This window comes from Salinicola salarius, from assembly GCF_003206135.1.
In the GTDB taxonomy this organism is placed as follows: Bacteria; Pseudomonadota; Gammaproteobacteria; order Pseudomonadales; family Halomonadaceae; genus Salinicola; species Salinicola salarius.
This window is the reverse complement of record NZ_PZJT01000005.1, coordinates 153,298-172,001: the sequence shown is the minus strand read 5'-3', so window position 1 is coordinate 172,001 and position 18,704 is coordinate 153,298. Positions and strand designations below refer to the sequence as shown.

18 protein-coding genes are annotated in these 18,704 nt (G+C 63.5%); 5 read left to right on the top strand and 13 right to left on the bottom strand.

The genetic code is table 11. The annotated features are described in order from the left end of the window. Window positions 1–13: 13 nt before the first annotated feature. Window positions 14–808 carry a putative hydro-lyase gene (locus DOM32_RS06160; RefSeq protein WP_071232776.1) on the bottom strand — a complete coding sequence of 265 codons (795 nt, stop codon included), beginning with the start codon at window positions 806–808 and terminating at the stop codon, window positions 14–16. Between the two features lie 96 nt (window positions 809–904). After that, window positions 905–1,819 carry a LysR family transcriptional regulator gene (locus DOM32_RS06155; RefSeq protein WP_167400650.1) on the bottom strand — a complete coding sequence of 305 codons (915 nt, stop codon included), beginning with the start codon at window positions 1,817–1,819 and terminating at the stop codon, window positions 905–907. Between the two features lie 349 nt (window positions 1,820–2,168). Between DOM32_RS06155 and ilvD the strand changes: the two genes are divergently transcribed. From ilvD to DOM32_RS06135, 4 genes are all read left to right on the top strand, one after another. Further along, window positions 2,169–3,893: a dihydroxy-acid dehydratase gene (gene ilvD / locus DOM32_RS06150; protein WP_071232778.1), complete on the top strand. Its 1,725-nt coding sequence runs from the start codon at window positions 2,169–2,171 to the stop codon at window positions 3,891–3,893. Window positions 3,894–4,160: 267 nt separating this feature from the next. Next, the gene (locus DOM32_RS06145) at window positions 4,161–5,342 is read left to right on the top strand and encodes a uroporphyrinogen decarboxylase/cobalamine-independent methonine synthase family protein (protein ID WP_071232779.1); all 1,182 of its coding nucleotides are present in this window, start codon (window positions 4,161–4,163) and stop codon (window positions 5,340–5,342) included. An 82-nt stretch (window positions 5,343–5,424) separates the two neighbouring features. Next, window positions 5,425–5,859: a hypothetical protein gene (locus DOM32_RS06140; protein ID WP_071232780.1), complete on the top strand. Its 435-nt coding sequence runs from the start codon at window positions 5,425–5,427 to the stop codon at window positions 5,857–5,859. Window positions 5,860–5,950: 91 nt separating this feature from the next. Next, entirely contained in the window at window positions 5,951–6,451 is a 501-nt protein-coding gene (locus tag DOM32_RS06135) for a metallophosphoesterase family protein (protein WP_071232781.1), read from the top strand. Between the two features lie 6 nt (window positions 6,452–6,457). Here the strand turns inward: DOM32_RS06135 and DOM32_RS06130 are convergent, their stop codons facing one another. Beyond that, window positions 6,458–7,690 carry a PQQ-dependent sugar dehydrogenase gene (locus DOM32_RS06130; protein ID WP_208625322.1) on the bottom strand — a complete coding sequence of 411 codons (1,233 nt, stop codon included), beginning with the start codon at window positions 7,688–7,690 and terminating at the stop codon, window positions 6,458–6,460. 179 nt (window positions 7,691–7,869) lie between these two features. On the opposite strand from DOM32_RS06130, the gene DOM32_RS06125 reads away from it, so the two are divergent. After that, complete coding sequence (locus tag DOM32_RS06125) at window positions 7,870–8,955, top strand: AbrB family transcriptional regulator (RefSeq protein WP_244179823.1); 1,086 nt, start codon at window positions 7,870–7,872, stop codon at window positions 8,953–8,955. Window positions 8,956–9,023: 68 nt separating this feature from the next. Here the strand turns inward: DOM32_RS06125 and DOM32_RS06120 are convergent, their stop codons facing one another. From DOM32_RS06120 to DOM32_RS06075, 10 genes are all read right to left on the bottom strand, one after another. Next, window positions 9,024–9,407 (bottom strand): hypothetical protein, encoded by a 384-nt coding sequence (locus DOM32_RS06120; protein WP_071232784.1) that lies wholly within the window; start codon window positions 9,405–9,407, stop codon window positions 9,024–9,026. A gap of 384 nt (window positions 9,408–9,791) precedes the next feature. Beyond that, window positions 9,792–10,559: an ABC transporter substrate-binding protein gene (locus DOM32_RS06115; RefSeq protein ID WP_110632272.1), complete on the bottom strand. Its 768-nt coding sequence runs from the start codon at window positions 10,557–10,559 to the stop codon at window positions 9,792–9,794. Window positions 10,560–10,722: 163 nt separating this feature from the next. Continuing rightward, a complete protein-coding gene (locus DOM32_RS06110; RefSeq protein ID WP_071232786.1) occupies window positions 10,723–11,841 on the bottom strand; it encodes a succinylglutamate desuccinylase/aspartoacylase family protein in 1,119 nt (372 codons plus the stop codon). Window positions 11,842–11,911: 70 nt separating this feature from the next. Beyond that, complete coding sequence (locus DOM32_RS06105; RefSeq protein ID WP_110632269.1) at window positions 11,912–12,733, bottom strand: transporter substrate-binding domain-containing protein; 822 nt, start codon at window positions 12,731–12,733, stop codon at window positions 11,912–11,914. 88 nt (window positions 12,734–12,821) lie between these two features. Further along, complete coding sequence (locus tag DOM32_RS06100) at window positions 12,822–13,553, bottom strand: ABC transporter permease (RefSeq protein ID WP_110632266.1); 732 nt, start codon at window positions 13,551–13,553, stop codon at window positions 12,822–12,824. Further along, window positions 13,541–14,257: an ABC transporter permease gene (locus DOM32_RS06095; RefSeq protein WP_087719048.1), complete on the bottom strand. Its 717-nt coding sequence runs from the start codon at window positions 14,255–14,257 to the stop codon at window positions 13,541–13,543. The genes DOM32_RS06100 and DOM32_RS06095 overlap by 13 nt, the downstream gene beginning before the upstream one ends. Before the next feature lie 13 nt (window positions 14,258–14,270). After that, the gene (locus tag DOM32_RS06090; RefSeq protein ID WP_110632264.1) at window positions 14,271–15,041 is read right to left on the bottom strand and encodes an ABC transporter ATP-binding protein; all 771 of its coding nucleotides are present in this window, start codon (window positions 15,039–15,041) and stop codon (window positions 14,271–14,273) included. A 360-nt stretch (window positions 15,042–15,401) separates the two neighbouring features. Further along, complete coding sequence (locus DOM32_RS06085; RefSeq protein WP_244179822.1) at window positions 15,402–16,442, bottom strand: succinylglutamate desuccinylase; 1,041 nt, start codon at window positions 16,440–16,442, stop codon at window positions 15,402–15,404. A 422-nt stretch (window positions 16,443–16,864) separates the two neighbouring features. Then, a complete protein-coding gene (locus DOM32_RS06080) occupies window positions 16,865–17,899 on the bottom strand; it encodes an SMP-30/gluconolactonase/LRE family protein (protein WP_110632261.1) in 1,035 nt (344 codons plus the stop codon). A 134-nt stretch (window positions 17,900–18,033) separates the two neighbouring features. After that, entirely contained in the window at window positions 18,034–18,618 is a 585-nt protein-coding gene (locus DOM32_RS06075; RefSeq protein ID WP_110632258.1) for a lipocalin family protein, read from the bottom strand. Window positions 18,619–18,704: the final 86 nt, after the last annotated feature.

Below are 18,704 nucleotides of genomic sequence, written 5' to 3'. Positions count from 1 at the left end.
CGTACTTCCAGTTCTAGCCGTACTTCAGTCGATGGTTGGGAATGTCGGTGATCAGCATGTGTCCCGGGCTGTGCGTTATCACCAGCGGGAGTCTTGCCGCTTCGATGGCGGCCTGGGGCGTGACGCCGCAGGCCCAGAAAACCGGCAGCTCGTCGTCGTTGACGACCGGGGCGTCGCCGAAATCCGGCCGGGCAAGATCTGCGATCCCCAGCGATGCCGGCAGACCGATGTGAACCGGTGCCCCGTGAACCCGCGGCATGTCGGTCGTGATCTGGATGGCACGGATGGCATCGGCCGGCTTGAACGGACGCATCGAGACGACCAGGTTGCCGCCGAATGGACCGCTGGGCGCGAGCGGGACTCGTGTGCGGTACATCGGCACGTTGCGATCGAGCTGAATATGGCGGACTTCGAGCCCGTCGGCGATCAGGGCATCCTCGAACGAGAAGGAGCAGCCGATCGAAAAGGTGACCAGATCGTCCTGCCATAGATCGGCGATATCCGTGGGCTCTTCGCTCAACACCCCGTCGCGGTAAAGACGGTAACGCGGTACGTCGTGGCGCAGATCGATATCGTCACCCAGTGATCGCGGATGTGGATCGCCGGGATCGGTAACGTCGAGCAGCGGGCAGGCGCGCGGGTTGCGCTGACAGAAGCGGAGAAAATCTTCGGCGTAACGAGCGGGCAGGATTACCAAGTTGGCCTGGGCGTAACCTGGCGCGAGCCCGCTGGTATGACGTTGCCACTGGCCTTGGCGAATGGCCTGGCGGGCGGCGAACGGTCGGGATAAATCGGTCGAGGCGATCATGTCGATGACTCGGTTGTGATTATGGTCTCGACAATAAAAAGCGGCAATCGATAAGGCAAATCGATTTTTTTGATGTTAACGGATAGGAATAACCTTTCATTTGCTGGAATTGGCACCCGGAAGCGAGGATTGCTGATCGAGCCGAGCGATCTCGATCGCCAGTTCCGTGACGCCCTCGGCCAGCGATTTATCCAGATGTTGTGGCCAGGAGGCGGTGAATTCGAGTTCGGGCAATTCGATGGGCAGTTCGATCAGCTTGCCCTCGGCCAGCTCCTCCCGAACCAGCCGTGGGGGAATGGCACCGAGCCCGAGGCCATCCAGCGTCATTCGCACGATTGTCCATAGCGAACTCGAGCAGTGCAGCTTTAAGTGTTCGAGTTTCTGCTGGTGGAGCAGCGAGCCCAGTTCGCGATAGGGCCGGCTATCACGGGCGAAGGTGATCAGCGGCAGTCCGCGCACCCGATGAAGGGAGAAGTGCGCGGGATCGAGCCCGAGTCGCGGGCTCGCGATCAGGCCCATGGTGTAGTGGCAGAGAAACCGGTTGAACACTTCCTGGACGTTGACCGGCCCCATCAGGAAGGCCATGTCGACATCCCGGTTGTGCAGCTTGGCGGCCAGCCCCGGTGAGCTGTCCACCTCGAGTTCCAATGTCATCTCCGGAAAGCGCCGCGACAGTTCGGCCAGAAACTCGGGCAGCCAGCTGTGGGCGATCGACTCGACAACCCCCAGGCGCAGCGTGCCCTGGAACGGCGTTGCCAGTTCCAGCATGGTCATGGCTTCCTGGCGCGCTTCCATCAGCCGTAAGGCGTGACGGTGGAACTGGCGTCCCTTCGGCGTCGGCTTGATGGGACGCTGGGTTCGCTCCAGCAGCGGCTCGCCGACGATGGACTCGAGCCGCGCGATCCGATCGGAAACCGAGGGCTGGGTCAGGTGCAGGTGGCGCGCCGCGAGGCGGAACGATCCCAGCCGCACGATCCAGACGAAGGCTTCGATTTCCTTGAAGTCGAACATGACAGGCTCGCTCGGGTTGCGGTGGGGAACGGTGGCACAGGGCGCCCGCCAGTATTGCATAGACGATCGCGCAGGAGATGGGCGATTTCCGCCATGGTCGGATGTCCGTGCGCGCTTCGGGCCGCTACAATGGGTCACCCTTTCTGTATCGGACGCGGCCGATTCGCTTCACGAGAGCCGCTTCACAAGAGCCATCGCGTCCGTGCATTGTCATCTGACCGTGACACCACGACACAAGCCGACCGTCACCTTTCGCTGCATCATCCAGCCGGCCTGTGTCGCTCAACCTCTGCCCGACGTGGCAGCCAGACTGCCCTCGCGGCGAACAGACGAAAATGAGGAGTGCTTGATGAGCCAGGATTTCCCGGACGACAATTTTCCCGGCAATACGGACCACCGCCGTCGCCATTCCGCCAATGTGGTCGATGGTCCCGGCAAGGCGGCCAGCCGTGCGATGCTGCGCGCCGTCGGTTTCACCGATGAAGATTTCAAGAAGCCTCAGGTCGGTATCGCTTCGACCTGGAGCCGCGTCACCCCGTGCAACAGCCATATCAACGTCCTGGCGGAAGCGGCCAGCGACGGCGCCGATGCCGCTGGCGGCAAGGGCGTGATCTTCAACACCATCACGATTTCCGACGGCATCGCCAACGGCACCGAGGGCATGAAGTACTCGATGGCCTCGCGCGAGATCATCGCCGATTCCATCGAGGCGGTAGCCGGCTGCGAAGGATTCGACGGCGTGGTCGCCATCGGCGGCTGCGACAAGAACATGCCCGGCTGCATGATCGGCCTGGCGCGCCTCGACCGCCCCGGCATCTTCGTCTATGGCGGCACCATCCAGCCCGGCGCCGGCCACACCGATATCGTCTCGGTGTTCGAGGCGATGGGCGCCTACTCCCAGGGCAACAAGTCGCTGATCGAGGTCAAGCAGATCGAGGAGACCGCGATCCCCGGGCCGGGTTCCTGCGGCGGCATGTACACCGCCAACACCATGGCTTCGGCGATCGAGGCGATGGGCATGAGCCTGCCCAACTCCTCGGCCCAGGAAGCCGTCTCGCAGACCAAGCACGACGATTGCCGCGCCGCCGGCGAGGCCGTGCTCAAGCTGCTCGAGCTGGACCTGAAGCCGTCCGACATCATGACCCGCAAGGCGTTCGAGAACGCCATCACCGTAGTCATCGCCCTCGGCGGTTCCACCAATGCCGTGCTGCACCTGCTGGCGATCGCCAATACCGTCGGTGTCGAGCTCTCCCTCGATGACTTCACCGAGATCGGCAAGCGCGTTCCGGTACTGGCGGACGTGCGCCCCAGCGGCCACTACATGATGAGCGAGCTGGTGGCGATCGGCGGTATCCAGCCGCTGATGAAGATCCTGCTCGATGCCGGCATGCTGCATGGCGACTGCATCACCGTCACCGGCAAGACGCTGGCCGAGAACCTGGCGGACGTGAAGCCGTATCCGGTCGATCAGCAGATCATCAAGCCGCTGGACAAGCCGGTCAAGGCGACCAGCCACCTGCGCATTCTCTACGGCAATCTGGCGCCGGAAGGGGCGGTGGCGAAGATCACCGGCAAGGAAGGCACCCGCTTCACCGGCCGCGCTCGGGTATTCAATTCCGAAGAGGAAGCGCAGGCGCGGATCAACGATTTGACCGTGGTCGCCGGCGATGTCGTGGTGATTCGTTACGAAGGGCCGAAGGGCGGTCCCGGCATGCGCGAGATGCTGACGCCGACCTCGGCGATCATGGGCCGCGGCCTCGGCGACAAGGTGGCGTTGATCACCGACGGTCGCTTCTCCGGCGGCAGCCACGGCTTCGTGGTCGGCCATATCACGCCGGAAGCCTTCGTCGGCGGCCCGATCGGGCTGATCGAGGACGGCGACGAGATCACCATCGACGCCGAGAACGACGTGATGACGCTGCATATCGACGACGCCGAGATGGAGCGCCGCCGCGCGGCCTGGAAGCGTCCGGCACCGCGCTACACCCGTGGCACGCTGGCCAAGTACGCGCGTACGGTCAGCTCGGCGTCCAAGGGGGCGGTCACCGACCTGCCCGAAGCGCTGGACGACTGAACCGGCACCGGGCGATCGATGCCGTTTCGCATCGACGCTAGCCGTACGAACGCCTCGAGGTTTCGACCTCGGGGCGTTTTCGTTCGCGTACCGATTTTTTCCGCATGCTAATGAATTCAGTTCATGAAGTGGCTGCATAACTTTCATGCCGTCATGCGCTATCCTCATCGCCGCTTGGGTATCCTTGGCGGCCTGTGTTTTCGGCGGCGCTGCGCCTGCCAACCCTCTCGCCGCCTTCGAGCCGGCCAACAACGCCAAGGAAAGATCATGAAGACCAGTCGCGATCGCATCATCACCACGCATACCGGCAGCCTGCCGCGAACGCTCGAACTATCGAAGCTGCTGGTCATGCGCGAGCAGGGGAAGCCGGTGGACACCGCGGCTTTCGATAGCGAGGTCGCCCGCTGCCTGGACGGGGTGATCGCCGCGCAGCTCGACGCCGGGCTCGACAGCATCAACAACGGCGAGGCGCCGCGGGTCGGCTTCTCGACCTACGTCACCGAGCGCATGACCGGCTTCGGCGGGGAAGGGCGGCGCAAGCCGACGCTGGATATCCAGCGCTTCCCCGGCTACGCCGAGCACATGGCGCGTCAGATCGGGGTCTCCGACGATCTCGCCAAGGTCTGGAACACGCCGCTGGCCCAGCGCGCCGTCCAGTACGACCCGACGCTGGCCGGGGTCAAGGCGGAGCTCGCCTCGTTCGATGCCGCGCTCGCCAATCGCCCGCAACCGCTGGAAACCTTCATGACGGCGGCGTCTCCCGGCGTCGTGACCACGACCATGCTGCGGGCGGAGAACAACCCGGACTATCCCACCGACCGCGACTACGTACTGGCGGTGGCGCGGGAAATGAAGCAGGAGTACGAGGCCATCGTCGCGGCCGGTCACGTGCTGCAGCTCGATGCGCCGGATCTGGCCATGGAGCGGGTGATCATGTTCGGCGATGACGATCTGGGCACGTTCCTCGAACGGGTCGAGCTGCACATCGAAGCGATCAACCTGGCACTGGAAAACATTCCCGCTGACAAGGTGCGGCTGCACGTCTGCTGGGGCAACTGGCAGGGGCCGCACCAGGATGATGTGCCCGTGGCCGAGCTGCTGCCGATCCTCTACCGGGCCAAGGTCGGGGCGCTGAGCATTCCGCTGGGCAACCCGCGCCACGAGCACGAGACGGTGTCGTTCAAGACGCATCCGCTGCCGGATCACATGCTGCTGATGCCGGGCGTGATCGACGTTACCACCAACTATCTCGAGCACCCGGAGGTCGTCGCCAACCGTATCTGCGCCTCGGTGGCGGCCATCGGCGACCGTGAGCGTGTCGTCGCTGGCACCGACTGCGGCTTCGGCACCTTCGCCAGCTATGAGTTCGTCGCCCAGGACGTGGCCTGGGCCAAGCTCAAGGCGCTGAGCGAGGGCGCGGCGATCGCCACCCGTCGGCTGTGGGGCTGAGCGTTCATTGCAAAACGTAACCTTGCAGGCTGTGGCCTTCTCCTATACTGCGTGGGCAAGCGGCACAACAGGGAGAAGTGCAATGTCGATGAAAGGGATGAAGAATGCCGGTGTGGGGTTGGCGCTCGGCGCGCTGCTGTTCGGCGGCGGGGCAATGGCACAGGACAAGACGAGTGATCAGCCCAATCTGGACAAGCAGTCGGGAGATCAGACCAACGAGCAGGAGGACGCCCGCGAGACGGGGGTTCAGAAGAATGGGGTCCCCAAGCTCGCGCAGGAGTGCCGTGATCTTGCTGTGCAGAAGGATGAACAGTCCGAGGAGATAGATGGCAAGTCCATCTACGAGACCAACGCCAAGAATTACAAACAGGGAGAGGAGTTCGAGCTGCTCGTCGATCTGCTTGGCGCGGGTAACGCCAAGTACAACCTCACCTGCAAGATCGACGCCGACGGCAACATGAGTTACGAGGGTATGGAAAAAACCGCGACCGTCAAATCCAGCCCGGGTGGCGCTTGAGTCTATTCCTTTGGCTACGCCATGGCTTCGCTGCGACGCCATGGCGCGGTTGTTTTGTCCACACATCTGACGGGTTCGGACCAGGGTAGCGATGGCAGAGGCGATTCCCTCGGCAACGTTCGAGACCGACGCTCCTGTCGGCGTCATTTCGGATACTCACGGGCTGCTGCGAGACGAAGCGCTGGCGCTGCTGGCCGGTTGCTACCCGCTGTTCCACCTGGGTGACGTGGGCGATCCGGCCATTCTCGAGCGACTGGCCGAGCTCGCGCCCGTTCATGCCGTCCGCGGCAATATCGATATCGAAGGCGAATGTGCTTCCTTGCCGTTGCACCGGCGCCTGGTGATCAATGGCCGGGCCCTGCAGCTGGTTCACGATATCGCAGATATCGATCCCGGGATGAGCTGTGAGGCCGTGCTGCACGGCCATTCCCACAAGCCGCGCAACGAGTGGCGGGAGAGCGCCAGCGCACGCCAGCTGTGGTTCAACCCCGGCGCGGCGGGAAAGCGCCGCTTTCGCCTGCCCATCACGCTCGGCAAGCTATGGATCGACGAACGCGGCATTCGCGGCGCTATCGTTCACCTGCCGTTATGAACGGAATCACTCGTCTTCGGGCGTGATTCGAATCAGCGCGCCGTTGCTGGCATCCGTCAGCACCCATAGCGCGCCGTCCGGCCCTTCCGTCACGGCGCGCACGCGGCCGAGAGATTGTGCGAGACGCTGCTCGCCACTCACCCGTTCCCCATCGAGCGCGAGCCGAACCAGGCCGCCCGGCGAGAGCGAGGCGATGATAAGATTGCCCTGCCAGCCGGGGAAGCGTTCTCCCTGGTAGAAGGTCATGTCGCCCGGAGCAATGACCGGGTCCCAGTAGTAGATCGGCTGCTCCATGCCTTCCTTGGCGGTCAGACCCTCGCCGATGGGCGCGCCGTTGTAGTCCTCGCCGTAGGTGATGATCGGCCAGCCATAGTTCTTGCCGGGTTCCGGGACGTTGAGCTCGTCGCCGCCCTTCGGGCCGTGCTCGATCGTCCATAGTTTGCCGCTTTCCGGAGATAGCGCGGCACCTTGCACATTGCGATGGCCGTAGGACCAGATCTCGGCCAGCCCGTCTTTTGCGACACTGGCGTTCTGACCATCGGCGAACGGGTTGCCATCGGGAATGGAGCCGTCGGCGTGGATCCTCACGATCTTGCCGAGATGGGTGCTCAGATCCTGTGCCAGTTGCCGGGATTCGGGTAGCGAGCGCTCTCCCAGGGTCACGTAGAGCCTGCCTTCGTTGTCCCACACCAGCACGGAGCCGAAATGCTTGGTGGAGTCCCACGCCGGCGTCTGGCGGAAGATGACTTCCACGTCTTCCAGGCGGCCGTGGTCCTGGCCGAGAACGCCGCGAGCGACGGCAGTGCCGTTCTTGCCATCGCCTCGGGGCTCGGCGTAGCTGAAGTAGATCCGACGGTTATCGGCGAAGTCGGGATCGAGACTCACGTCGAACAGCCCGCCCTGGCCGCGGGCGTCGATCTCCGGCAACCCCTCGATCGGCTCGGACAGCGTGCCGCTCTGCAGGTCGACGGCGCGCAGGCGTCCGGAGCGCTCGGTCACCAGCGCCAGGTCGTTGTCGACAAAAGCCAGCCCCCACGGGTGGACCAGCCCCTCGGCCACGGGCGTCGTGGTCAGTGCGACATCATCCTCGAGCGCGGGGGCGCGGGTCTGGCGTTCGAATGCCGGCGTCTGATCCGGTGCGTTGGGCGGGCCGCCCTGTACCGGCTGCTGGGCCAGCGTCTCGCCGCAGAGCGATAGCAGCAGGGCAGTGCCGGACGAGGTCACGAGGCTTCGTATCATGTCAGTCTCCATGGGGTTGGCATCGCGCTTCCTTTCTGACTGTAGCAGCCTTCCGCGCGAGCGGGCGGCATGGCGAGTCGCATCGTGGCGCTAAGCGACATCCGAACGTGAGATTGTCGACAAACCCTGCCCGGTATTAGCCAAAGTTGATATCATTAGCCTTTTACCGGAGCTTGACCTTGTCTGCTGATTCCTCTCCGCCGCGCTTGTCTCCCCCGACATGGATGCGTTGGCTGCTGCTCGTCCTCGGCTGTGTCATCGCCAACCGCGCATTGAATGCGATCCATATGCCGGCTGGCGGCTTCATCGGGCCGATGGCGGTCTCGATCACCTATGGCGTCATGGTCGGTGGCCTGAGGCTGCCCCGCATCGGCTTCAAGCTCAGTCAGGGCGTCATCGGAGTGCTGATCGCCCAGACGCTGACCCTGTCGGTGCTGTTCAAGATTCTCGATGCCTGGCCGGTCATGCTGATCGCCACGGCGATTACCCTGCTGTTGAGCCTGATCGTGGGGATCGGGCTGGTTCGCTACGGCGGGCTTCCGGGATCGACGGCAGCCTGGGGCACGACGCCTGGCGCCGCCGCCGCCATGGTCGCGATGGCCGAGGAGAGCGATGCCGATCCGCGAATCGTGGCGGCGATGCAGTACGTGCGCGTGGTCTGCGTGGTACTGGTGGGAGCGCTGGTCAGTCATTATCTGGGTGTGACGGATAGCGGCAACGCTGGCCATGCGGCGGCTCTTCCCGTCGACCTGGGCTATCTGGGCAACCTCGTCGCGACGCTGGCGGTGGTTGCCATCGGCGTGTGGATCTTCGATCGACGGATGCCCGCCGGTGCGCTGCTGGGGCCGGTGGTGGTGGGGAGCGTGCTGCATCTGACCGGGGTGATCACCATCGTGTTGCCGCAGCCGCTGCTCGAACTGGCTTACGGCGTCATCGGTACCTACGTGGGGCTGCGCTTCGACCGCGAGACGGTCCACAACATTGCCCGTGCGTTGAGCAAGATGATCTTCGCCTCGCTGATGCTGATTGCGCTATGCGCCCTGTCCGCCTGGCTGATGACCCTTTTGATGCATACCGAGTTCATCACCGCTTATCTCGGCACCAGCCCCGGTGGCCTCGACTCGATGACGATCATCGCCATCGATACTCATGCCGATGTCGGACTGGTGGTAGCGTTGCAGACGCTGCGACTGTTCACGGTCGTGCTGGTGGGGCCGGGGATGGCGAGACTGGTGGCGCGTTTTGCCAGACCTTCGACGGCGTAGAACCGGTGTTGGTTTCGAGTGTTGGTTTCGAGTGTTGGTTTCGAGCCATTCGAGCCGCTCCGGCCCGGCTAATCGAAGCTCCACTGCCAGCGCTTGTGAGTGCGCTTCGAAGGCTTGGCCGGGGTATGGCTGCGTACCCGGCTGACCCAGGCCTGGCGCGCCTCCCAGCGGATCAGGTAGACGGTCTCGCCGTCGCGTAGCGGCGGGTTGGCGGGATCGATCAGCACCGCCTCGAACCAGCGCGACAGATGGTAGACCTGCAGTTTTCCACTAACCGGATGGGCGGCCACCTGAACGGCAATTTCCGCCCCTCTGCCATCGGTGGGAAGCATTGAGGTGGCGAGCCAAGCTGACAGGCCCGGGCGGGAGAGACGCCGATAAACCAGTACGAGAGAGGCCAGGCCCAGGCACAGTGCTATCTCTTCCGGCGTTTGATTGAACCATTGATCCATGGGGTCTCCCCTGCTTCTTGACGCGATAGCCTCTATCGGTGGGCAAAGTCGTTATTTCTTACGGTGCCTGCTTGGGCTCCTTTCTCTCTCAAATCCAGCATTGCTGGCAGACCCGACATGCCTAGCAGAATACGGATCGCCACTACCGCTCTCCACATTAGAACGGTAAACAATTGCTGTCTTACGTAGCGATCGATAAGGATTGCTATTGCCGATGCAGCGGGGAGGCCGTGCTGGCAAACCAGTCGTATCGGTGCGCATGAAGGCGGGCATGAAAACGCAAGGCCCCGATCNNGATCGGGGCCTTGCGCCTTGACGCGGCGAGTCTCGAAAGAAACCGCGCCTCGTCGGGCGTGCGGAATCACGCCCGGCGGGTGGTGACGATTACTTGACCTTGAAGTACTTGTCGTAGATCTCGTCGTAGGTGCCGTTCTGCTTCAGCGTGGCGAGGGCGTCGTCAAAGCGGTTGGCGAGCTCCTTGTCGCGCGGGCGGAAGGCGATACCGAAGCCTTCACCGAAATACTTCTCCGGCTCGCTGATCATGTCGCCGACAGTGACGTAGTTGCCCTCTTTGCTGTCCAGCAGGGTGGACTTGCCGACCGGGAAGTCGAGGAAGGCAATGTCGACGCGTCCGGCGTCCATGTCCAGCACCAGATCGTCGGCGGTGGAATAGCGGCTGATATCGGCATCGTCACCGTACATGTCGGTCACGTAGTTGTCCTGCAGCGTGCCGCGCTGGACGCCGATGGTCTTGCCTTTCAGCGACTCGGGATAGACCGTGTCGATACCGCTGTCGGCGGCGGCGAACCATGCAGAGGGCGGCTTGATGTACGGATCGGAGAACAGCACGGTCTGGCGGCGCTCGTCGTTGATCGTCATCGACGACATGATGGCGTCGTACTTGCGTGCCAGCAGGCCGGGGATGATGCCGTCCCAGGCTTGAACGACCCATTCGCACTCGGCCTTGATCTGCGCGCACAGGGCGTTGCCGAGTTCGATGTCGAAGCCGGTCAGCTCGCCTTCCGGGGTACGGTATTCCATCGGCTCGTAGGGAACGTCGACGCCGATGCGCAGCTGTTCGGTATCCTGGGCCTGGGCGACACCCGCGATCAGCGCGGCGCCGAGCAGGCTGGTAGTCAGCAGTTTCTTCATGGATCGCTTCTCTCTTGTGATGCGTGAGTTCTTGTGTGTTGCGACTCGGTCCCGGTCCGCTCACCGCCTTTTGAACGGTGAACGCTCCCTGACACTCGATGGGCGACAACCGCAGCATAACCAATGCTTGTACGGTTGAATATCGCCGCAATCAACGCCTGGTTCACGGCGCCAGCAGGTAGCCGCTCCGGTGGCTGTGATGGCCGGCGATATCGGCGACGATCATGCCGGCAGTGGCCATCCGACGCTGGCTGCGGGCGTAGAACATGCCGGCCTGAGTGGCATGGACCGGCTCGACGCGATCGCTGATCGGATCGATGATCTCGGCGATGAGCTGGCCGGCTTCCACTTCGATGCCGGGTTCGGCGTGGAATACCAGCAGGCCGCCGATCGGCGCATGCAGAAAGTCCATCGCCGCCAGTTCGGTGGCCGGATAGGCCAGCTCGGGCAATGCCGGGGCCTCGCCCGCGACGAGCCCTAGATGCCGCAGCCAGTCTATGATCGCCTGGGCATCGTGGCCGGCCAGAGCATGGTCGACGTCACACTGGCCGCGCAGCTCCAGCGTTACCGATTGGCAGCCGTAGTCGAGCGGGAAGCGCGCGCCGAACGTCTGCTGCAGCTGTTCCCACACCAGCGTGAAGCACTCGTCGAACGACTGCCCACCGGAATCGGTGGCCAGCATGCTGGCCTTGGCGCCGAAGTAGCGCGCCAGCGGCTCGAACACCGGCCAGGCCGCCGGCGTGGTGTAGAGATGTTCGACGGCATCGAAATCGCAGTGGAGGTCGAGCACGAAGTCGGCGCGGCAGGCCAGGCGCTGCAGCGTCAACCGCATCGACTCCAGCGTGGTGGTCGGTGTGATCGACGCCAGCGCGGCTTCGAAACGATCGCGAATCACCTGGCGATTGTGGGCGATGTCGTCGGTCAGCACTGTTTCCAGTCCGTCGGCAATGTTACCGGCGACGTTCACGTAGCGACGGTTGAAGTTGGTCAGACTCTCGAAATCGTAGCGCCCCAGCGGCGTATCCATCAGTTGCTGGTCCAGCCCCACCGGGTTGGCGACGGGCACGAGCGTCACGCGGCAGGCCAGCTGCCCCTGGGCCTCGAGCTCGGCGAGGCGCTGCTTGAGCGTCCAGGCGACCAGCATGCCCGGCAGTTCGTCGGCATGCAGCGCGCCCTGTACGTACAGATGCCGCTCGGCATCCGCCGGGCCGAAATGAAAGCTGTCGATGTAGCGTTCGGTGCCCGGCACCGGGCTGATCAAAGGGTGCTTCTGGTGTTCCACGACACTTCCTCGACTCGAGAATCATGAGCCCGGTCGCTGGCACTACGACCAGCGACCGGACAGGGCGGGTTTATTCGGCGCAGTCCTGCTCGCTCGGGCGTACCGACAGATCGTAGTCGAAGTACTTTTCCATCAGCTCGTCGAAGGTGCCATCGGCGTAAACCTCGCAGATCGCCTTGTCGAACTTGGCGGCCAGCGCCTTGTCACGCTGGCGGAACGCCATCGCCGCGCCTTCCCCGAAGATCGAGGTGGGCGTCTTGATGCTGTCGCCGAGCTGCTTGTAGGGGCTGTCGTCCTTACGGAAATCGATGGCGTCGTTGGCGATCGGGAAGTCTTCGAAGGTCAGGTCGAGCCGGCCGGACTTGAGGTCGTTGACCACATCCTGGGAAGAGCCGTAGCGGTGGATATCGAGAACGTCGCCGTATTCCTGGGTGACGTAGACGTCACGGATGGTGCCGCGCTGTACGCCGACGGAGAGCCCTTTCAGGGAGTCCTTGTCGCTGATATCGATATCGCGATCGCGTGCGGTAATCCAGACGCTGGGCGTGTTGTAGTAGGGCAGCGAGAACATCACTTGGCGCTCACGCTCCGGCGTGATCGCCATCGACGACAGGATGGCGTCGTACTTGCGCGCCAGCAGACCCGGAATGATGCCGTCCCAGCCCTGTTCCACCCAGCTGCACTCGAGGTTGGCGCGGGCGCACAGCTCGTTGCCGAGATCGATCTCGAAGCCTTCGAGATCGCCATCCGCGTTACGCACGACGAAGGGTTCGTAGGGCACGTCGATACCCAGGCGAATGGCATCCTGGCTTTCCTGGGCCATGGCCTGACTGAATGCCTGGCCCGAGACGAGGGCGCCCGCGATAAGCGCACTGGTGATCCACTTGTTCATGAGAAGCTCTCTTTTGTGTATGTGGTGGCTTGTGTGTGATGGCTCGTGATGGGTGGCGGATGACGTCGAGCGATGACTCGGTCTGCGGTCAGGCGCCGCGCGGGCGCAGGTGCGCCAGCAAGCGTTTTTCCAGCCTTCGGAACAAGAACATGATACTGAAGGTCAGGCAGAGGTAGATCAGCGCGACGAAGATGAAGGCATCGAACGGCGCGTAGAAGCGCGCGTAGACATAATAGGCCGCGCCGGTCAGATCCATGATCGTCACCACGCTGGCCACGGCGCTGGCATGCAGCATGAAGATCACCTCGTTGCCGTAGGCCGGCAGGGCACGGCGAAAGGCGCTGGGCAGAATGATGCGGCGCATCATCAACTTGCGCGACATGCCGTAGGCGCGGGCCGCCTCGATCTCGCCCTTGGCGGTGTTCTTGATCGCGCCGTGGAAGATCTCGGTGGTGTAGGCCGCCGTGTTGAGCGTGAACGCGATCAGCGCCGGGAAGAACGCCTCCTTGAACACCACCCAGAAGATGCTGTCTTGGATGCCGTCGAAGAAGACCACGCCATAGTAGACCAGGTAGAGCTGGATCAGCAGCGGCGTGCCCCGGAAGACATAGGTGTAGGCGTAGATCGGCAGCTTGATCCAGCGTCGCTTCGAACCGCGGCCGATGGCCAGCGGCACCGCCAGGATCACGCCGATCAGCAGCGACAGGAAGACCAGCTGTACCGTGGTGACGAGCCCGTCCCAGTAGAAGCCCAGCGTATTGGCGGTGAAGATCGCGTTGTTGGACAACAGGTCGGTGAACCAGCCGTTCAATTGTTCCATTCGCTGGACTCCCCGAAGCCGGTGTTGTAGCGCTTGGTCAATTTGGCGAAGCCCCACTCGGACAACGTCGCGATCAGCAGGTAGATCATCGCCACCGGAATCATGAACAGAAACGGTTCATGGGTTGCCTTGGTCGCTTCGGCAGCGACACGGACCATGTCGGTCAGGCCGATGATCGAGACCAGCGCGGTGGTCTTGAGCAGCACCATCCAGTTGTTGCCGATCCCCGGCAGGGCGTGACGCATCATCAGCGGGAAGCGAACGCGTCTGAACGCGAGCAGGGGGCTCATGCCATAGGCGCGCGCGGCCTCCATCTGGCCCTCTTCCACTGCCTGGAAGGCACCGCGGAAGGTTTCGCCCATATAGGCACCGAAGATCAGCCCGATGGTGATGACGCCCGCGACGAAGGCGTTGATGTTGATGAAGATATCGATGTCGAAGGCGTAATAGAGCTGATCGGTGAGCATGTTGATGCCGATCTGGCCGCCGTAGAACAGCAGCATCATCAGCACCAGATCCGGCACGCCGCGCACCAGCGTGGTGTAGAGCGTACCGATACCGTGGATCAGCCGATTGCGCGACAGCTTGGCGCTGGCGGTCAGCAATCCCAGGATGACTGCCAGTATCAGCGATAGCACGGCCAGTTCGATGGTGACCATGGCCCCCTCGAGCAGCCGCGGGCCGTAGCCTTGCAGGTCGATCATGATGGAGTCCGCCTCAGTGCTTGGGCGCCAGAAACTGGCGCAGGCGCTCGGAGCGCGGGTTGTCGAGGACGTCGGCCGGCGTGCCGGACTCTTCGACCACGCCCTGGTGCAGGTAGATCACCTGGCTGGAAACGTCCCGGGCAAAGGCGATCTCGTGAGTCACCAGGATCATGGTGCGGCCTTCGTCGGCGAGGCCGCGCATGACCTGAAGCACGTCGCCGACCAGTTCCGGATCGAGCGCCGAGGTCGGTTCGTCGAACAGCATTACTTCAGGATCCATCGCCAGGGCGCGGGCGATGGCGCCGCGCTGCTGCTGGCCGCCGGACATCTGGGTCGGAAAGTAGTCGGCACGATCGAGCAGGCCGACCCGATCGAGCAGGGCGCGGGCTTCGTCGATCGCCTGTTTCCTGGGCTTGCCGAGTACATGAACCGGCGCTTCGATGACGTTCTCGAGCAACGTCATGTGCGACCAGAGATTGAAGTTCTGGAACACCATCGAGAGCTTGGCACGAATCCGCTCGACCTGTTTCCAGTCCGCCGGCTCACGGCCGTGTTTGGTCTCGCGGAAATTGATCGTTTCGTTGTGAACGATCAGCTCGCCTTCGTCGGGCTGCTCCAGCAGGTTCATGCAGCGAAGAAAGGTACTTTTCCCGGAACCGGAAGCACCGATCAGGGTGATGACGTCACCCTTGTGTGCCTGGAGAGAGATCCCCTTGAGCACCTCATGATCGCCGAAGCGCTTCTTGATGCCCTTCGCTTCCAGGGGGATGGGGGTCGCGGCCATGATGTTGTCCACCGAGTGGGTTGGCTGGCGGGAAGCGGCACGGCGTCAGATGGCCCGTCATGCTGTCGATCGTGCCATCGTCGGATGGCATGGGCGACGCCGACTCCCCGGCGAAAAATCCGGCGATTCTAGCAGTTTCGCCGTTAGGTTCCAGACAACGCCTGCTCGGAGCGAGGGCGCGACGCGGCAAAAACCGGGTAAGCTAGCGGTAACTCATTGTTCATTTGGGAAAACTCCTGGTAAGTGTTGTCGTTGTTGGTTGAATCAAAAATCGCTGTGAACTGAGTCCAAGATCGTTGTAGTCGTGCCCCGGGGCGTCGTGGTCGAACCCCCGAGACGTAGTCGAGGGACGCAAAAGCACTACGACGAACCGGGGGGCGCGCAGGGGCGGACCAGCAAGGCCGCGCGCGCATGCAATTCTACCTGGGCGTTGGGGAAGACCACCGACAGCGGTGCCTCTTGCACGGTAAAGGCCCCGGTCGCGTCATCCTCGGCCAATGTCTCGCCGACCGCGAACTCGGTGAAGTTGGCGACGTCTTCGGCAAAGGTGAGACGGAAGGACTCGCTCGTACGCATCAATTCGTGGGCGACCTGAAAGAAGCGCAGGCCATCGAGGCTGTCCGCCGAAAACGGGCGACCTTCCGCGAGGGCGGCCAGCCAGGCCCGCATGCCGCCGAGGGCGTTTAGATCGTTTTCACCGAAGGGACGCACCTTGCCGAGTTCCAGCGTATAGGCTTCGGCCGCGTGGTAGTGACGCGAATAGTGGGAAAAGGTCCAGCTGTGCTGATGCTGCAGCAGTACGGCCTGCATGCCGGCCGCGGCCAACCCCGGCCAACGGGATTCGGGCTGCGTCTCCGTATAGGGAACGACGGCGAAGCGCGGGTAACGGCTGTCGCGAATGGCGGTATGCAGATCGAGATGCAGCGGTTGGTCGGGATGTTTCGCAAAGAAATCATCGACTGCGTGCATCAGCTCGCGCGCCCGCTGGGGCTCGTCGCCCGCCTGATCGAGATCGCGCCTGAACAGGCGGTTGAGATTGGTGGTGACGAAACGGGTCCGGGCGCGGATCGAGGGAATGTTGCCGAGAATGACCAGCAGCGGTGCGCCCAGCGCGAGGCGGCCGACCTCGAGTGCCGCGAGCAGCTCGCCGACCAGCTCGATCGGCGCCGTCTCGTTGCCGTGAATGCCGGCGGAAATCACCACGCTACGGGCGTCCGGCGCGGCGGTATCCGGCGTCAGTTCGAGGATGCCCTCGCCGAGGATTCGATAGCGCCCGCCGGGCAGGCGGCCTTGTTCTGCTGCGTTGCGGTCGGTGGAACCCGAGGCGCCGTCGCCCGGCTTCGATGCCTCGTCCAGTGTCGCCGAGAGCCACTTATCCAGCATGGCGCGACAGTCCAGCATGGCGCGCTCGCCACGGCGTAAGCATTCGAAGGGTGTCGGGCAGGGCGGGTATCGAGATCGGCACGGACATGGGCAGGATAGGCTCTCTCGCCAGCTTCGGCTGTTATCACGGTGAGATCAGCTTACCCCGTTCGCGATCTCCGGCAAGCCGCCGCGTCGATACGCTGAAAAAACGCGGCTCGATCATGAAAGCGCGGTTCTTGATAGTCTGGGCTGGAAAGCCCTCGTTCTCGTCGTCGCGCTGCCACGCTCCTGCAATGGAATCCAGAAGGCCCGCTTGCCGCGTGCCGTTCCGGATTCGTGTCCTGCGTCGCCAGACCGCACTCAGACCGCACTCAGACCGCGCCCAGGCCGCGCCCAGGCTACGCCCAGGTCTTCTACGCCAGGCTACGCCCAAGTCTACGCCAGACGCCGGTCGGGTCTTATACCAGCCCTCGGGTTCCGGTGTAGAGGGTGTAGATCGAACGGCTGGCGGTCATCAACAGCCGGTTGCGATGCTCGCCGACGAAGCAGAGGTTGGCGCAAACCTCCGGCAGCAGGATCCGGCCGATCCGGTCCCCGTTCGGGGCGAAGATCGATACGCCGTCATGCCCTTTGCCGCCGGATGTCGCCGCCCACAGGTTGTCGTCCTGGTCCAGCGTGATGCCATCGTAGGTTTCCGTATCCTGGCTCGATACCACGGTTTCGCGGCCGCTGAGCGACTGGCCATCCTGGGAGATCGCCCAGCGCGACACCGTTGCCGGTCGGTCGGGGAAGTGGGAGGGCGCGGTGTCGCTGACGTAGAGGCGGCGCTTGTCGCCGGACAGCGCGATGCCGTTGGGTTTGCCCAGCTCGTCGGTCAGCAGTTTGGGCGTGTCCATGGTGTCGTCGATGTAATAGATCGCCGGCTTGAGCGCCAGCGGCCGCTTCTCGCCTTCATAATCGACGTGGGCGCCGTAGCCGGGATCGGTGAAGATCACGCCATCGTTGTCCAGGATCACCAGGTCGTTGGGGGCATTCAGCGGTTTGCCCTGAAAACGGCTGGCCAACACGGTGGTGGTGCCATCCCACTCGTAACGCACGACCCGCGCCGGGGAATGCTCGCAGGCGACGAGGCGACCCTGATGGTCGAAGGCGTTGCCGTTGGAGTGGCCGACGCCTTCGCGCAGCACGCTGACCTGGCCGGTCACTTCGTCCCAGCGCATCTGCCGAGCGCGGGGGATATCGCTGAATACGGCGTAACGCCCGACCGCGTTCCAGGCCGGGCCTTCCAGCCACAGCCCGTCCGACCAGTGGCGTTCGAGCGGCGTGTTGAAGACGTAGTAGGGCTTGAAGCGATCGTCCAGCACCTGCCACGCTTCGTCCGGGTAGCGGGCGGGCGGTGCGCCGGTCGTCTGGGCCAGCAGGCCGGGGGAGAAGGCGAGGGAAGCACCGAGCAGCGCCGAATTGCGCAACAGCTGACGACGATCGAGGGTCATGGCAGGCTCCAGGTCGGAAGGGTGACTTCCACTATAGGACCTCAGCCGGATGGGGCGAGAAAGAGACCTTCGAACGTCGACCAAAGCATGAGCTTCAAGGCGGATGCGCCTCGAGGTGAGGGCTTCGGAACGGATCAGCCGGGCGCTTCGCCGACATCTCCGGTTCGCTGGCAGGCTTGCGGGTCCTGCGAGACCTGGATCAGCTCGTCGACCGGGAACTCCAGCTCACGCGCCCGGGATACCAGGGCGGTGTAGGTGGGGGCATCCAGGACCGGGTCCCGCGAAAGTATCCACAGGTAGTCTCGGTCCGGACCGGCGACGAGGGCATGTTGATAACTGTCGTCCAGCGCCAGCACGCTGTAGCCGGCATAGAACGGGCCGAAGAAACTGACCTTGAGATGGCCGACATCGGGGTCGCCGACAAAACTGGCCCGGCCCTCGGCGCTTTCCCAGCGCTGTTCGGCCGGATCGTAGCCACGATTGATGACCCGGATATCGCCATCGTCACGGCGGCTGTACTCCGCCGTGACGCATTCGAGCCCTTCCTCGAAGCCGTGATCGAGTCGAGCGATCTCGTACCACTGGCCCAGGTAGTGATCGATCCGGAAGTCGCTGACCGGCTGGGTGCCTTCGGGCACGCCCGTGCAACCGGCCAGCAACGTGAACGGCGCCAGCCAGGTCAGGCGCGGGTAATGCGGGAGTCTCGATGGCAACAACATGAAGGTCCTTCCTTTTTCGGCTGTTGCTGAGAGTTACCCGATGAGAAAAAGTTGCATTTGCTGTCGGTGTGACAGCGTCACGGCTT

Excerpts from the sequence above, each read along its gene's own strand:
- DOM32_RS06160 (WP_071232776.1), bottom strand. The coding sequence starts at position 808 with ATGATCGCCTCGACCGATTTATCCCGACCGTTCGCCGCCCGCCAGGCC.
- DOM32_RS06155 (WP_167400650.1), bottom strand. The coding sequence starts at position 1,819 with ATGTTCGACTTCAAGGAAATCGAAGCCTTCGTCTGGATCGTGCGGCTG.
- ilvD (WP_071232778.1), top strand. The coding sequence starts at position 2,169 with ATGAGCCAGGATTTCCCGGACGACAATTTTCCCGGCAATACGGACCAC.
- DOM32_RS06145 (WP_071232779.1), top strand. The coding sequence starts at position 4,161 with ATGAAGACCAGTCGCGATCGCATCATCACCACGCATACCGGCAGCCTG.
- DOM32_RS06140 (WP_071232780.1), top strand. The coding sequence starts at position 5,425 with ATGTCGATGAAAGGGATGAAGAATGCCGGTGTGGGGTTGGCGCTCGGC.
- DOM32_RS06135 (WP_071232781.1), top strand. The coding sequence starts at position 5,951 with ATGGCAGAGGCGATTCCCTCGGCAACGTTCGAGACCGACGCTCCTGTC.
- DOM32_RS06130 (WP_208625322.1), bottom strand. The coding sequence starts at position 7,690 with ATGATACGAAGCCTCGTGACCTCGTCCGGCACTGCCCTGCTGCTATCG.
- DOM32_RS06120 (WP_071232784.1), bottom strand. The coding sequence starts at position 9,407 with ATGGATCAATGGTTCAATCAAACGCCGGAAGAGATAGCACTGTGCCTG.
- DOM32_RS06115 (WP_110632272.1), bottom strand. The coding sequence starts at position 10,559 with ATGAAGAAACTGCTGACTACCAGCCTGCTCGGCGCCGCGCTGATCGCG.
- DOM32_RS06105 (WP_110632269.1), bottom strand. The coding sequence starts at position 12,733 with ATGAACAAGTGGATCACCAGTGCGCTTATCGCGGGCGCCCTCGTCTCG.
- DOM32_RS06100 (WP_110632266.1), bottom strand. The coding sequence starts at position 13,553 with ATGGAACAATTGAACGGCTGGTTCACCGACCTGTTGTCCAACAACGCG.
- DOM32_RS06095 (WP_087719048.1), bottom strand. The coding sequence starts at position 14,257 with ATGATCGACCTGCAAGGCTACGGCCCGCGGCTGCTCGAGGGGGCCATG.
- DOM32_RS06090 (WP_110632264.1), bottom strand. The coding sequence starts at position 15,041 with ATGGCCGCGACCCCCATCCCCCTGGAAGCGAAGGGCATCAAGAAGCGC.
- DOM32_RS06085 (WP_244179822.1), bottom strand. The coding sequence starts at position 16,442 with ATGCTGGACTGTCGCGCCATGCTGGATAAGTGGCTCTCGGCGACACTG.
- DOM32_RS06080 (WP_110632261.1), bottom strand. The coding sequence starts at position 17,899 with ATGACCCTCGATCGTCGTCAGCTGTTGCGCAATTCGGCGCTGCTCGGT.
- DOM32_RS06075 (WP_110632258.1), bottom strand. The coding sequence starts at position 18,618 with ATGTTGTTGCCATCGAGACTCCCGCATTACCCGCGCCTGACCTGGCTG.